A 15108-nucleotide genomic window follows, 5' to 3' on the forward strand; every position below is an offset into this window, starting at 1 on the left:
GGCCGGGGCGTAAATAGCGCCGGTTTGACCGGCCCGCCACGGGTCAATCTGCAGTGCGGCCCGAACCCCGTGAGGGCCGGCGCCTTTAGACGCGTGCCGGAAATCCAAGGGCTATACCCTAAGAGCAAACCACCCCTTTTAGGGGTGGTTTTGATTTCACGTCACCTTGCTCGCTTGGGGCCGTTTTCGCTGACGTTACCAAGACATCGACGTCAACATGGTTGGCGTTGGCGATGGCGTGCCGGTCAATCCTTACAGCTGGTACAGCGTGGTGAACTTGTCCTGCAGGTAGCTGCAGTAGTAGCGGGCATCGAATGCCATACCGCACGCGCCCTTGATGAGCTCCGGCGCGTCCTTGGCGCGGCCCCACTGCCAAATGTGCTCGCCCAGCCAAGCGCGGACGGGTGTCAGGTCGCCGCTCGCACAGGCGCCGTTAAGGTCGACACCGTCGCGGCACATGGCCGGCACAAACATGGCATCGTAGGCGCTGCCCAGCGCATACGTGGGGAAGTAGCCAAACGAGCCGCCGCTCCAGTGCGTATCCTGCAGGCAGCCGCGCGTGTCGTCGGGAACGGGAATACCCAGGTACTCGTCCATAAAGCGATTCCAAAGCGCGGGGATGTCCTTGGCCGTGGCCTCGCCGGCAAACAGCATGCGCTCAATCTCGTAGCGCACCATAATATGCAGCGGGTAGGTGAGCTCGTCGGCCTCGGTACGGATCAGCGACGGCTGAGCGATGTTCACGGCGTGGTAGAGCGTGTCCTCGTCCACGTTGCCGTAGACCTCGGGCGCGTGACGGCGCAGCACTTCGAGCAGCGGGCCCATAAAAGCGCGACTGCGGCCTACGGTGTTCTCGAAAAAGCGGCTCTGGCTCTCGTGAATGCCCATGGAGGTGCCGCCCTCCAGACACGTGCGCGCGTAAGCGGGGTTCACGCCCAGCTCGTACATGGCGTGCCCCGCCTCGTGGATGATGCTATAGACGTTGGAGATGCAGTCGTCCTCGTAGATGTGCGTGGCGATGCGCGCATCGCCCACCGAGAAGCCCTCGCTAAACGGGTGCTCGGTAAAGGCGAGCGTGGTGTCGTCCAGGTTAAGGCCGACGAGCTTCATCAGGTCGAAGCTCATGGCGCGCTGGGCGGCCTCGGGCACGCGGGCATGCAAAAAGTCGGCAGTAGGCTGCTGTCCGCGCTCGCCGATGGCGTGAACGAGCGGCACGACGGTGGCCTTGACCTCGTCACAAAACGCATCGAAGCTCTTGGCGGAAAGGCCGCGTTCGTACTGGTCGAGCCAAACATCGTATGGGTCGCGCTTGGGGTCCATGAGCTGGGCCTGATGCTTAAGTTGGGCGACGATTCTATCCACGTAGGGCTCAAAGCTCGCCCAGTCGTTGGCCGTCTTGGCCTTGTGCCACACGGCGTCGGCCTCGCAGGTGAGCCTGGTCCAGGCTTCGGCTTCTTCGGTGGGAATGGCGCTTGCCTCGCGCTGGTCGCGGCCGAGCACACGGATCTCGTCGAGCAGCTGCGGGTCGTCGATCTTGCCGCCGGCGACGGTCTCGTGTGCCAGCGAGCCTACAAGCTCGACGGACTTTTTGCTGGTCAGGAGCTTGTGATGTTCGCCGGCAAGGGTGCCCATAGCATCGGCGCGGGCCGCAGCGCCGTTGGCGGGGGCAATCGTCGCGCCATCGAACTCGGCAATCTTGAGCAGGTACTCGCGGGTCCATAGTTTGCCTTCGAGCTTGCGGAGCTTCTTGATGCCCTTGCCCGCCTTGGCGTTCTTAGAGGCCTTGGCCACGGCGGCCTTGGCTTTCTTATCGAGTTTCTTTCCCATACCTATATCCTTGATCTCGCAGACCGGACGCCACGGGTGGGCGTGCGGCCAGTTTGCACAGCTACCTGCCTTGTACCCAGTGCGAACAAAACGGAACGCGGCGATATGCTCGCAGAATGTGTTATCCTATAGCCCAATGCGTTGACGGAGAGGGTTTTGCCCGCCGCGTCGCCGGCAAGAGAGGGAAGGTCATGGGCTGCAAGCCTTCCTGCGGTGGCAAGGGCCAAGCGTTCACTCCCGAGCAGCAACCTCAACGGGCGCGCGGCCAGTGGCGGCGAAGCCCCAGTAGGGAAGCCGTGAGCCTCGCGATAAGGGGCACAGAGTGGGCACGGCGGGCCAGACATCCGCCGGGTCAAACAAGGTGGTACCGCGGAATTCAACCGTCCTTGGGCAATGCACATGCCCGAGGACGGTTTTTTGTTACCGATCCGGGCCGCGTTTTTGCAACGCCAGACGGCGGCAGTCGTCCTGGCGAGCGGGGAACGCAAGAGACGAAAGGGAAGACATGAGTCTGATTGATGATCTGGTCAAACTCGAGGAAGAGGCCAAGGAGCTCGTCGCAGGCGCCGACGACGCTGCCAAGCTCGAGGCTGCGCGCGTTGAGCTGCTCGGCCGCAAGGGTCGTATTACCGGCCTGATGCGCATGATGGGCAAGCTCGCCCCCGAGGATCGCCCCGTGATGGGCAAGCGCGCCAACGAGATGCGCCAGCTGATTGAGGGCATGCTCGACGAGCGCACCACCGAGATGAAGGCCGCCGCCCTCAAGCACGCGCTCGAGCACGAGGCCGTCGACATCACGCTGCCGGGCATCCGTCCGCAGATCGGCCACCAGCACCTGATCAAGCAGATTATCGAGGAGGCTGAGGATATCTTTAGCGGTATCGGCTACACCGTCGAGTCCGGTCCCATGGTCGACACCTCCTACTACAACTTCACCGCGCTCAACGCCCCCATGGACCACCCGAGCCGCTCGGCCCGCGACACCTTCTATGTGGTCGACAACAACCCCGGCAGCGTCGCGCACCCCGAGGCGCATGCCCACGGCGAGTCCGACGTGCTGCTGCGCACCCAGACCTCGGGCGTGCAGATTCACACCATGGAGTCGCAGAAGCCGCCCATCTACATGATCTGCCCGGGCACCGTCTACCGTCCCGACACGGCCGACGCCTGTCACCTGCCGCAGTTCAACCAGATCGAGGGCCTGGTCGTCGACGAGGGCATCACCTTTGGCGATCTTAAGGGCACGCTCGACTACTTTGTTAAGTGCATGTTTGGCGAGGACCGCAAGACGCGTTACCGCCCGCATTTCTTCCCCTTCACCGAGCCTTCCTGCGAGGTGGACGTGAGCTGCCACGTCTGCGGCGGCAAGGGCTGCAACTTCTGCAAGCACAGCGGCTGGATCGAGATCTTGGGCTGCGGCATGGTCGACCCCAACGTCCTGATCAACTGCGGCATCGACCCCGAGAAGTACACCGGCTTCGCCTTTGGCATTGGCGCCGAGCGCGTCGCGGCCCTGCGCTACGACCTGCCCGACCTCAGAACGCTCATGACAGGCGATATGCGTTTCCTGAATCAGTTTTAAGTTGACCTGTCCCGGCGGCTTCCCGAGCCACCGCACCTTGCCCCTCAAACCGTCGCTTGCGTACCCAAGTACGCGGCGCTCCTCTTTCGGGGCAATCTGCGGCACCTCGGAAACCCGTCTCCGTAGCTGGAGTTTTCCGTCTGTTTATTGCAGACGTTACAGATGAAAGGAGACCAGTTAGATGCGTGTTTCTTACGACTGGCTCAAGACCATGATCGATATTCCGGAGGATCCCAAGACCCTTTCGGACGAATATATCCGTACCGGCACCGAGGTCGAGGCGATCGACACCGTGGGCGAGTCCTTCGACCACGTGGTGACTGCCAAGGTGCTCACCAAGACCCCGCACCCCGATAGCGACCATATGTATGTGTGCTCGGTCGACGTGGGTGACAAGAACCTCGACGCCGACGGCAATCCCGCCCCGCTGCAGATCGTCTGCGGCGCGCAGAACTTTGAGGCCGGCGACCACATCGTCACGGCCATGATCGGCGCCGTGCTTCCCGGTGACGTCAAGATCAAGAAGAGCAAGCTTCGCGGCGTCGTGTCCATGGGCATGAACTGCTCCGCGCGCGAGCTCGGCCTGGGTGGCGACCACTCCGGCATCATGATCCTGCCCGAGGATACGCCCTGCGGCATGCCGTTTGCCGAGTATGTGGGCTCGAGTGATACCGTGCTCGACTGCGAGATCACGCCCAACCGCCCCGACTGCCTGTCCATGATCGGCATGGCCCGTGAGACCGGTGCCATCTTCGACCGCGATTTCCACGTTGAGCTGCCCGCCATCAAGGCGGAGACCGGCCGCGCGACCGACGACGAGCTTTCGGTCGAGATTGCCGACGAGGGCCTGTGCGACCGCTATGTCGCCCGCATCGTGCGCAACGTGAAGGTCGGCCCCTCGCCCGACTGGATGGTCAAGCGCCTTAACGCCCTGGGCGTGCGTCCGCACAACAACATCGTCGACATCACCAACTACGTGATGATGCTCACCGGTCAGCCGCTGCACGCTTTTGACCTGGACACCTTTGCCGAGCGCGATGGTCATCGCCGCGTGGTGGTTCGCGCCGCCCAGCAGGACGAGAAGTTCACGACGCTCGACGGCGAGGAGCGCACGCTCGACGCCGGCATGGGCCTCATTACCGACGGCGAGCGCCCCGTGGCGCTGGCCGGCGTTATGGGCGGCATGGATTCCGAGATCGAGGACGACACCGTCGACGTGATGGTCGAGAGCGCCTGCTTCGACGCCGGCCGTACCTCGCACACCAGCCGCGACCTGTCGTTGATCTCCGACGCCTCCATCCGCTTTGAGCGCCAGGTCGATGAGACCGGCTGCGTGGATGTGGCCAATGTCGCCTGCGCGCTCATCGAGGAGATCGCCGGCGGCGAGGTCGCTCCCGGCTACGTGGATGTGTTCCCCGCGCCCAAGACCATCGACAGCATCAAGCTGCGCCTGGCCCGCGTGCACGCCATCTGCGGCGCCGACATTGAGCCCGATTTTATCGAGCGCTCGCTCACCCGCCTGGGCTGCACCGTCGAGCGCGACGGCGAGGACTTTATGGTTACCCCGCCGAGTTTCCGCCCCGACCTGCCGCGCGAGATCGACCTGATCGAGGAGGTCCTGCGCCTGTGGGGCATGGGCCGCGTGACGGCGACCATCCCGGCTGCCAAGAACCACATCGGTGGCCTGACCCGCGAGCAAAAGCTTACCCGCAAGGTCGGCGAGATCCTGCGCGCCTGCGGCCTCAACGAGACCACGACCTTTGGCTTTGCCGCGCCGGGCGACCTGGAGAAGATCGGCATGTCCACCGAGGGCCGCGGCTGCCCCGTGGTACTTATGAACCCGCTGGTGGCCGAGCAGACCGAGATGCGCCGCTCGCTGCTGCCGGGCCTGCTGCAGTCTGTGGCGTATAACGAGGCCCATGGCACGCCAAACGTGCACCTGTACGAGGTCGGCAGCCTGTTCCACGGCCGCGAGAACGCCAGCCTGCCCAAGGAGACCAAGTCCGTGGCGGGCGTGCTCTCGGGCCAGTGGAGCGAGCAGTCTTGGAACATGAAGTACCGCAAGCTGCGTTTCTTCTTTGGCAAGGGCATTGTCGAGGAGCTGCTCGCCCAGCTGCGCATCGAGAAGGTTCGCTTCCGTCCCGTCGAGGGCGAGGGATATGCCTTCTTGCAGCCGGGCCGTGCCGCCGAGGTTCTGTCTGGCGGCACCGTGCTGGGCTGGGTCGGCGAGATCCACCCCGAGGCGCGCGAGGCTATGGGCATCGACGAGATCGTCGTTGCCTTTGAGCTCGACCTGGACAAGCTGATCAAGGGCGCCCGCAACCAGGAGAACTACCGCGAGTTCTCGCAGTACCCGGCTGTTGAGCACGATCTTGCTATCGTGGTCGACAACTCCGTGACTTGCGAGGATCTTGAGCGCCGCATTACCAGCGCCGGCGGCAAGCTGCTCGAGGGTGTGCGTCTGTTCGACGTCTACCGCGATCCGGTCCGCGTGGGCGTGGGCAAGAAGTCCATGGCCTTTGCGCTTACGTATCGCTCCGACGACCACACGCTTACCAGCGAAGAGGTCGAAAAAGCGCATCAGAAGATCGTCACCAAGGTGTGCAAGGGCGTAAACGGCGAGGTCCGCGGCTAGGTCCTGCACTGGGGTATGGGTCAGCGGTGGCTGCTGCCGAGCCTTACGTGACTGCTATCCTCGGTATAAGGCACTGCTGAGCCTGCATATATGACACGCGCATTACATAACGGCGTGCTGCTTTGTCGGCAGTGCGCCGTTTTGCTATGATAGCCCGTGGCGTGTTACGAATCTGACAATACGTAACACTGGCAAGGTGATTTAAGCGGCGTTGTAATTCCGTGCGCCGATAACCGGGAGGCGTACATGCACATTCCAGATAATTATCTGTCCCCGCAGACCGATGCCGTCATGGCAGTGGTGATGGTGCCCGTTTGGGTTCACTGCATCAAAAAGGTGCGCGCCACGCTCGACCGCGAGCACATGGCGTTTCTGGGTATCTGCGCCGCATTCTCTTTCTTGCTCATGATGTTCAACGTGCCGCTGCCCGGCGGTACCACGGGTCACGCCGTCGGCGGCGCGCTCATCGCGCTGCTGCTGGGCCCGGAGGCCGCGGCCATCGCGGTTTCGGTCGCGCTGGCGCTGCAGGCGCTGCTGTTTGGCGACGGCGGCATCCTGTCCTTTGGCGCCAACTGCTTTAACATGGCCTTCGTGCTGCCGTTTGCCGCCGCTATCGTGTTCCGTGCGCTCAACAGCCGTTTGCACGACAAGAGCTGGGGCACCTCGGTTTCGGCCGTCGTAAGCGGTTGGGTCGGCCTGTGCCTGGCGGCCCTGTGCACGGCGATCGAGTTTGGTATTCAGCCGATGTTCTTTACCAACGCTTCGGGCGCTCCGCTGTACTGCCCCTTCCCGCTCTCTATTGCCATTCCGGCCATGATGATCCCGCACATGTTGGTAGCCGGCGTGGTCGAGGGCGTGGCGACGGCCGCCATCTACGGTTTCATTAAGAAGACGGCGCCGAGCGTTATCGTCGGGCCCGAGGCCGCCGATGGCCAGCTTGCTGCCGAGGGCGCTGCTGCCAAGAAGACCTCGCTGGTCCCCACGCTCATCCTGGTCGCCGTGCTTGTCGTGGCCACACCGCTCGGCTTGCTTGCCACGGGTGACGCCTGGGGCGAGTGGGACGCTGAGGGCGCCGCGACCGCCGTGCAGGAGGCTGGTGACGACAGTCTGCAGACTTCGGTCGGTCTCGATACCCCGACCTTTGCCGATGCCCTGCCCACGGGCGATTATCTGCAGGCCTATTCCGAGGAGCAGGGCCTTGGCTTTGCCGGCCAGGCCGCGATGTATATCCTCTCGGGCGTGATTGGCGTGGCGGTGCTCACCATCGCCTTTCGTCTGGTCTCGCTGACGGTTAAGGAAAGCGGAGCCCATGGCGACGGTCGAGCTGCCTAGCTGGCTTGCGGCCGAGCAGTGTTATGAGCCCGCGGGGGCTCGGCATCGTGTGATGCAAAAGAATGTCCTGCACCTGGCGAGCCTGCTTGAGCGGGTTCGCCTAGGCGGCGGCGCGCATAAGGGCGGGTCGATTATCGACCGCGCCCTTTCTTCCGTTTCGGCGCCAGTGCGTTTGGTGGGGATGTTCGTCTGCGTCCTGTGCGTATGCCTGACGCAGAGTCCGCTGTACTTGATGCTGATGACGACGATCGCGTTGGTGCTCGTTGCGGTGCGCCCCGTACACGGGCTACGTGCGACCTTTGTACCGGCGTTGGCTGCCGCGGGGTTTGCCGTGGTTTTGGCGCTGCCCGCCCTGCTGCTGGGTGCTTCTGCCACGGGCGCCATGCTCAAGATTGCGCTCAAGACCTTTGTTAATGTGTCATTGGTGCTGGGCGTTTCGTGGACGCTTACCTGGAGTCGCATGTCGGCGGCGCTTAAGATGCTGCACCTGCCCGACGAGGTTATCTTTACGTTTGATATGGCGCTCAAACACATCGAGGTGCTGGGTCGCACGGCGCACGACCTGTGCGAATCGGTCATGCTTCGCAGTGTGGGCCGCGCGCCTGCAGGATTTTCGCGTACCGATTCGATCGCGGGTATCATGGGCATGACCTTTATCAAGGCGATGGAATGCAGCCGCGCGATGGACGAGGCTATGCTTTGCCGCGGTTTTGCCGGCGCATATCCGGCGCCTGCGCGGAACGGCTTTGGCTGGCGCGACGCGGTCTATGCGGCCGTTGTGGTGCTGCTCGCCGTGTTCTGCGCGGTGCTGTAGCGCGGGCGGTCAAGCCGTCGATGTGAACAGGGAAGGGCGACGTTTTGGCAAACGATACAAATGGTGCGATGGGTGCGAGCGGTGCTGCCGGCGCCAAGGCCACGCCGCTCATCGAGTTTCGCGACGTGGTGTTTTCCTATGCGGGCCATACGGTGGTCGATGGCGTGTCGCTGCAGGTTAATCGCGGTGAGCTGGTTGCGCTGCTTGGACCCAACGGCTGCGGTAAGACGACGATCATGCGGCTTATCAACGGCCTTGAGCTTGCGGATGCGGGTACGTACCTGTTTGATGGACATGTGGTCGATGCGGCATATCTCAAGGATTCCGCGATGGCCCAGCGGTTCCATCAGCGCGTGGGCTTCGTGTTCCAAAACGCCGATGCACAGCTCTTTTGCGCCACGGTCGGCGAGGAGGTCGCGTTTGGCCCGGCTCAAATGGGGCTTTCGGCGGACGAGCTTGGGCGCCGCGTCCGTGATGCCATGGAGCTGTTTCAGGTTGCCGATCTGGTCGATGCCTCGCCCTATCAGCTTTCGGGCGGGCAAAAGAAGCGTGTGGCGCTGGCTGCCGTCGTATCGATGAACCCCGATATTCTGGTGCTCGACGAGCCTACCAACGGACTTGACGAGGAATCTTGCGACATCGTGGTCAACTTTCTACTGGCTTATGTTGCTGCCGGTAAGACGGTCTTGATGAGCACGCATCATCAGGATTTAGTACGACGTCTTGGGGCCCGTGCGATTTATATCGATCGATATCACCACGTGGTCGAGGCTCCCGTGCCGTCATATGGAACCGAAAACGGTGCAGCAGAATAGCTGCTGCATATTGGGGTTGCGGCCGCGCGCGTGACTTGCTGCGAATGGTATAGTTATCCGGGTTTTTACGGGGGTGGCTATGCCAAGTTGGAATATTCATATCGCTCAGACGGAACGACTTCTGGCGCGTGCCGGCGCGCTTGCCGATAACGTGCGTGACCGCAATGCCTTTTTGTTTGGCAGCGTGGTTCCGGACATTTTTGTGGGCTACATGGTTCCCGGTATTGCCGACCCCATCCCGTATCGCATCACGCACTTTGCCAAGCCCGAGCCCATTCCTAAGCCACGCGAGCATGAGTTTTGGGACACCTATGTGGCGCCGTTGCTTGAAGGTGCGCCGGCGGGTGCGCCGGCTGCAGCGACCTCGATTGTCGAAGAGCGTGAAAGGCTCAATCGGGTGCACTATCCGCAGCGCTACAAAGACGCCGAGCCGGTTGACGGCCCCGGCGCCGCCGAGTTTTCGCTCGCGCCCGATGACGTGGCGCAGTCGCTACTCGATTTGACGCTGGGCGTTTGGTCGCATCTGGCGGCCGATACCGTGTGGAACACGCGCGTGAACCAATATCTCGAGGCGCGCGGCGGCAAGCCGTGCGAGGAATTCCGCATTAAAAAGCAGGGAGACTTTGACTGGTTTGGCAAGACGCTCGGCATCGTTTCTATCCCGCGTGCGACCGATCGCCTCTATACCGCGGCGGCCCAGTTTGGTCAGTATTCGATCCCACAAGAGTATGTGCTCAAGACAATTGGCGTTATGCACGAGATTGTGCGCGAAAACCCCGGCAATACGGATCATCCGCCGTACCGCCTGCTGACCGAAGAGTTCTTTGACGCAACGTTTACCGAGGTCGTCGAGCTAACCGAGGCGGGTTTTGCCGCCCGTGTTGACGATTCTGACGTCCCTGCAGTCCCTCTGATCGCTAGCTGCTAGCCGGCTGACGTAACGGTGAACAGTTCACCCCAATTGACCAACAGCTTCCGTTGCAGGGCATCTTCGGTGGTGCGCTCGGCATCGGAAAGGTTCGCGATTGAACACAAATCGATGAAGCGGCATATGAAGTAGGTCTTAAAAAGGGCCCGGAAGGCGAAGCCTTCCGGGCCCTTTGCAATGCAAATGTGCTTGCAAGTACGATTTAGCGCACCTGAGCGACGTAAGCGACGTTGGTCGAGGAGACCTTGTCCTCAAGCTGGACGCTCATGCGGGGATCGCCGGCGGTAGCGACGGTCAAATCGCCGGCCTCGACGTAGCCGAGCTCCTTAGCGGTCTCGATCGCCTTGACGATCGTGCCGTTGACGGTGCCCTGGGTAATCTCGGCCTTGTGCGGGATAACGCCCCAGTACATGATCATCTGCTGGACGGCCCACTCGTGGCGGGAGAACGCGCAGATCGGCATGTTGGGACGGAAGTGCGAGATCAGGCGAGCGGTACGGCCGGTGGTCGTCGGCACGGTGATGCACTTGGCGCCAACGGTGGTGGCCATGTTCACAGCGGACATACCCACAACGTTGTTGACGACGCGGGTGCCGTGAGCATCGGTCGGAACCTCGAGCGGAGCGTGAGCCGGGAGGTGCTTCTCGGTCTCGAGAGCGATGCTGGCCTGCATCTTGACGGCCTCGACCGGGTACTTACCGGCAGCGGACTCGCCGGACAGCATGACGGCGTCGGTACCGTCGTAAATGGCGTTAGCAACGTCGGCAACCTCGGCGCGCGTCGGGCGCGGGTTCTGCTGCATGGAGTCGAGCATCTGCGTAGCGGTGATAACGGGCTTGTAGGCCGCGTTGCACTTGGCGATGATCTCCTTTTGGATGTGCGGAACGAGCTCGGGCTTGATCTCGATGCCCAGGTCGCCACGGGCGACCATGATGCCGTCGGAAGCCTCGAGGATCTCATCGAAGTTCTCGACGCCCAGGGCGCACTCGATCTTCGGGAAGATCGTCACGTGCTCGCCGCCGTTCTCGCGGCAAAGCTCGCGGATGCCGCGGACGGACTCGCCGTCGCGGATGAAGGAAGCGGCGATGTAGTCGATGTTCTCGGTCAGGCCAAAGAGGATGTCCTGACGATCGCGCTCGGTGATGGCGGGCAGCGAGATGTTGACGTTGGGCATGTTGACGCCCTTGCGCTCGCCGATCAGGCCGTCGTTCTTGACGACGCAGGTCATGTCCTGGCCGTCGACGGACTCGACCTCGAGGGCAACCAGGCCGTCATCGATCAGGATGAGGGAGCCCTTCTCGACCTCGGAGGGCAGAGCCAGGTAGTCGAGGGAGATGTGCTCAGCGGTGCCGTGGAAATCCTCGGACGTGGGCTGAGCGGTGACGACGATCTTGTCGCCGGTCTTGACGGCAACCTTCTTGCCGTCGACCAGAAGACCGGTGCGGACCTCGGGGCCCTTGGTGTCGAGCAGGATGCCGACGGGCATACCGAGCTCCTTGGAAATACGACGGACGCGCTCGATGCGACCGTGGTGCTCGTCGTAGGAGCCGTGCGAGAAGTTAAAACGGGCGACGTTCATGCCCGCCTTGATCATCTCGCGGATGGTCTCGTCGCTATCGCAGGCGGGACCCATGGTGCATACAATCTTAGTGCGCTTGTACATTCAGACCTCCATCTGACATCGTCTTGCGCTGATAGATAAACCATAAGAAATAAAACTGAGTTGATTATAACGAAATACCGACCGAATACCCCAAAAAATCGACCGTATGCCGAATTAGAAGTTCATTTTTTACGGGAAAAACGGTATATGAAAAAACTTTACCAACCGCTCTAACCGCTGCTATCTGGGTGATATTTTAGTTTGGCGACGCGCCTAAGAAAAAACGTTTTATCAGTATTGAGCATCACACGGTCCGCATCGTTGCATACGGACCATATTTCCAAATGGATTGTTTTGGCTAGACGCGTCGCTTTGGGGTACCATAGCTCCACTATCAACTGCCGCTCAGCACGGCAGCCTTGATGAGCCCTTGCCCTTCTCCTGGGAATTATGATCGGGCATCAATCTGCTGAGTGGCCCGAATCCCAGGAGGGGACTCTATATGCAAAAGGAATACCTGTCCGCCGCGGCGGAGGTGCTCAGCGACCAAGGTGTCGATGAGAACCTCGGCCTGAGCAACGACGAGGCGTCGTCGCGCCTCGCCAAGACAGGCCCTAACAAGCTTGAGGAAGCCGAGAAGACGCCGCTGTGGAAGCGTTTCTTTGAGCAGATGGCCGACCCCATGGTCATCATGTTGATCGTTGCCGCCGTTATCAGCGCGCTCACGGGCATGGTTAAGGGCGAGGCGGACTTTGCCGATGTCGCCATCATCATGTTCGTCGTTATCGTCAACTCGGTGCTGGGCGTGGTCCAGGAAGCCAAGAGCGAGGAGGCCCTCGAGGCCCTTCAGGAGATGAGCGCGGCGCAGTCCAAGGTTCTACGCGACGGCAAACTCGTGCACCTGCCGAGCGCCGAGCTCGTACCCGGCGACGTGATCATGCTCGAGGCGGGCGACTCCGTCCCGGCCGACTGCCGCGTGCTCGAGAGCGCCACGATGAAAATCGAAGAGGCCGCGCTCACCGGCGAGTCGGTGCCGGTCGAGAAGCACGCCAACGTGATCGAGCTTGCCGCGGGCACCGATGACGTGCCGCTCGGCGACCGCAAGAACATGTGCTACATGGGCTCCACCGTTGTGTACGGCCGTGGCCGCGCCGTCGTGGTCGGCACCGGCATGGATACCGAGATGGGCAAGATCGCCGGTGCCCTGGCCGAGGCCAAGGAAGAGCTCACGCCGCTGCAGGTGAAGCTCGCCGAGCTCAGCCGTATCCTCACCATTATGGTGATCGTCATCTGCGTCGTGATCTTTGGCGTCGACATCGTCCGCCACGGCGTGGGCAACGTCCTTACCGACCCGACTGCCCTGCTCGACACCTTTATGGTCGCCGTCTCGCTCGCCGTCGCCGCCATCCCCGAGGGCCTGGTCGCCGTCGTGACCATCGTGCTGTCTCTTGGCGTGACCAAGATGGCCAAGCGCCAGGCAATTATCCGCAAGCTCTCTGCCGTCGAGACTCTCGGCTGCACGCAGACCATCTGCTCCGACAAGACCGGTACCCTTACCCAAAACAAGATGACCGTCGTCAAGCACGAGCTCGCTGCGCCTAAGGAGAAGTTCCTGGCAGGCATGGCGCTGTGCTCCGATGCCCAGTGGGACGAGGAACTGGGCGAGGCCGTGGGCGAGCCGACCGAGTGCGCGCTCGTCAACGATGCCGGAAAGGCGGGCCTCACTGGTCTGACTGCCGAGCACCCGCGCGTGGGCGAGGCCCCGTTTGACTCGGGCCGCAAGATGATGTCCGTGGTCGTTGAGACCCTGGACGGCGAGTACGAGCAATACACCAAGGGCGCGCCCGACGTGGTGATCGGCCTGTGCACCCACATCTACGAGGGCGATAAGGTCGTCCCCCTGACCGAGGCGCGTCGTGCCGAGCTCGTGGCCGCCAACAAGGCCATGGCCGACGAGGCCCTGCGCGTGCTGGCGCTGGCAAGCCGCACCTACACCGAGGTCCCGAGCGACTGCAGCCCCGCCGCGCTCGAGCACGACCTGGTCTTCTGCGGCCTGTCCGGCATGATTGACCCGGTCCGCCCCGAGGTCGCCGACGCCATCCGCGAGGCCCACGATGCCGGTATCCGCACCGTCATGATCACGGGCGACCACATCGACACCGCCGTGGCCATTGCCAAGCAGCTGGGTATCGTCACCGATCGCAGCCATGCCATCACCGGTGCCGACCTCGATCGCATGAGCGACGAGGAACTCGACGCGCACATCGAGGACTACGGCGTGTACGCCCGCGTCCAGCCCGAGCACAAGACCCGCATCGTCGAGGCTTGGAAGTCGCGCGACCAGATCGTGGCCATGACGGGTGACGGCGTCAACGACGCCCCGTCCATCAAGCGCGCCGACATCGGCGTTGGCATGGGCATCACCGGTACCGACGTTACCAAGAACGTCGCCGACATGGTGCTTGCCGACGACAACTTCGCCACCATCATCGGTGCCTGCGAAGAGGGTCGCCGCATCTACGACAACATCCGCAAGGTCATCCAGTTCCTGCTTTCGGCCAACCTTGCCGAGGTGTTCTCGGTGTTTATCGCCACGCTCATCGGCTTTACCATCTTCCAGCCGGTGCAGCTGCTGTGGGTGAACCTGGTCACCGACTGCTTCCCCGCGCTCGCGCTGGGCATGGAGGATGCCGAGGGCGACATCATGAAGCGCAAGCCGCGCAACGCCAAGGACGGCGTCTTTGCCGGCAATATGGGTCTGGACTGCGTGGTCCAGGGCTTGATCATTGCCGCGCTGGTGCTGGCGAGCTTCTTTGTGGGCGTGTACTTTGACATGGGCTACATCCACATCTCCGATATGATCGCCGGCGTCGCCGACGAGGAAGGCGTGATGATGGCCTTCATCACGCTCAACATGGTCGAGATCTTCCACTGCTTTAACATGCGCAGCCGCCGCACGTCGCTGTTTAAGATGAAGAAGCAGAACAAGTGGCTGTGGGCCTCTGCCGCGCTGGCGCTGGTGCTGACGGTGATCGTAACCGTGCAGCCGACGCTTGCCGAGATGTTCTTTGGCCCCGTGACGCTTGAGCTCAAGGGCGTTATCGCCGCGCTGGGCCTTGCCTTCCTGATCATTCCGCTGATGGAGATCTACAAGGCGATCATGCGCGCAGTCGAGAAGGAGTAGGTCGAAAGGCCGTCCTTCCCACCGGCCCGACCGCCTGCGGGGTTTCTTCTTCGCTGGTCCTCGCGCTTCGCGCTGCGGGATCGCTCAGAAGAAACCCCTCCCGGCGGTCGGGCCTTCGGATGGCCTCTCGGGACCATTGGCTGAGGGAAAGTGTGTGAGCTGGTCGGGCTTTGCCCGGCCAGCTCTTTTTGATTAAAATACCTGCTCAGTTGTGATTTGTGGTGCTGGGAGGCGCTTGTGGGCAAGGCTAGGGCTAAGGCGAAGAAAAAGACGACGGGGGCGCGGGCCAAGCGTGATCGTCGTCGGAAGCTTGCGACCGAAGCCCCCGCGTCTGTCGAGGAGCTGCTGGCGAGCGTGCCGGGACTCGATGCGCTGCAGGATGTTCCGG

9 protein-coding genes are annotated in these 15108 nt (G+C 62.3%); 7 read left to right on the forward strand and 2 right to left on the reverse strand.

Features of this window, described 5'->3' with window-relative positions:
• Positions 1–252 precede the first annotated feature (252 nt).
• Complete coding sequence (locus tag ACTQZF_RS05465; RefSeq protein WP_441554740.1) at positions 253–1827, reverse strand: carboxypeptidase M32; 1575 nt, start codon at positions 1825–1827, stop codon at positions 253–255.
• A 505-nt stretch (positions 1828–2332) separates the two neighbouring features.
• Here ACTQZF_RS05465 and pheS point away from each other — a divergent pair.
• From pheS to ACTQZF_RS05495, 6 genes are all read left to right on the forward strand, one after another.
• Entirely contained in the window at positions 2333–3409 is a 1077-nt protein-coding gene (gene pheS, locus ACTQZF_RS05470; RefSeq protein ID WP_154517607.1) for a phenylalanine--tRNA ligase subunit alpha, read from the forward strand.
• Positions 3410–3590: 181 nt separating this feature from the next.
• Positions 3591–6044 (forward strand): phenylalanine--tRNA ligase subunit beta, encoded by a 2454-nt coding sequence (gene pheT, locus ACTQZF_RS05475; RefSeq protein ID WP_441554741.1) that lies wholly within the window; start codon positions 3591–3593, stop codon positions 6042–6044.
• Between the two features lie 246 nt (positions 6045–6290).
• The gene (cbiM, locus tag ACTQZF_RS05480; RefSeq protein ID WP_441554742.1) at positions 6291–7376 is read left to right on the forward strand and encodes a cobalt transporter CbiM; all 1086 of its coding nucleotides are present in this window, start codon (positions 6291–6293) and stop codon (positions 7374–7376) included.
• Positions 7354–8190: an energy-coupling factor transporter transmembrane component T family protein gene (locus ACTQZF_RS05485; RefSeq protein ID WP_441554743.1), complete on the forward strand. Its 837-nt coding sequence runs from the start codon at positions 7354–7356 to the stop codon at positions 8188–8190. Before cbiM ends, ACTQZF_RS05485 begins: the two co-directional genes overlap by 23 nt.
• A gap of 44 nt (positions 8191–8234) precedes the next feature.
• Entirely contained in the window at positions 8235–9005 is a 771-nt protein-coding gene (locus tag ACTQZF_RS05490; protein ID WP_427748312.1) for an energy-coupling factor ABC transporter ATP-binding protein, read from the forward strand.
• A 79-nt stretch (positions 9006–9084) separates the two neighbouring features.
• Entirely contained in the window at positions 9085–9933 is an 849-nt protein-coding gene (locus ACTQZF_RS05495) for a hypothetical protein (protein ID WP_441554744.1), read from the forward strand.
• Between the two features lie 202 nt (positions 9934–10135).
• On the opposite strand, the gene pyk is transcribed toward ACTQZF_RS05495, so the two are convergent.
• Positions 10136–11596 (reverse strand): pyruvate kinase, encoded by a 1461-nt coding sequence (gene pyk / locus ACTQZF_RS05500; RefSeq protein ID WP_441554745.1) that lies wholly within the window; start codon positions 11594–11596, stop codon positions 10136–10138.
• A 442-nt stretch (positions 11597–12038) separates the two neighbouring features.
• Between pyk and ACTQZF_RS05505 the strand changes: the two genes are divergently transcribed.
• Entirely contained in the window at positions 12039–14720 is a 2682-nt protein-coding gene (locus ACTQZF_RS05505) for a cation-translocating P-type ATPase (protein WP_441554746.1), read from the forward strand.
• Positions 14721–15108: the final 388 nt, after the last annotated feature.

Source organism: Collinsella sp. LCP19S3_H3, assembly GCF_052119145.1.
Classification (GTDB): domain Bacteria; phylum Actinomycetota; class Coriobacteriia; order Coriobacteriales; family Coriobacteriaceae; genus Collinsella.

Coding starts and splice junctions, on each gene's coding strand:
- ACTQZF_RS05485 (WP_441554743.1), top strand. CDS start 7,354: ATGGCGACGGTCGAGCTGCCTAGCTGGCTTGCGGCCGAGCAGTGTTAT.
- cbiM (WP_441554742.1), top strand. CDS start 6,291: ATGCACATTCCAGATAATTATCTGTCCCCGCAGACCGATGCCGTCATG.
- pheT (WP_441554741.1), top strand. CDS start 3,591: ATGCGTGTTTCTTACGACTGGCTCAAGACCATGATCGATATTCCGGAG.
- pheS (WP_154517607.1), top strand. CDS start 2,333: ATGAGTCTGATTGATGATCTGGTCAAACTCGAGGAAGAGGCCAAGGAG.
- pyk (WP_441554745.1), bottom strand. CDS start 11,596: ATGTACAAGCGCACTAAGATTGTATGCACCATGGGTCCCGCCTGCGAT.
- ACTQZF_RS05505 (WP_441554746.1), top strand. CDS start 12,039: ATGCAAAAGGAATACCTGTCCGCCGCGGCGGAGGTGCTCAGCGACCAA.
- ACTQZF_RS05465 (WP_441554740.1), bottom strand. CDS start 1,827: ATGGGAAAGAAACTCGATAAGAAAGCCAAGGCCGCCGTGGCCAAGGCC.
- ACTQZF_RS05495 (WP_441554744.1), top strand. CDS start 9,085: ATGCCAAGTTGGAATATTCATATCGCTCAGACGGAACGACTTCTGGCG.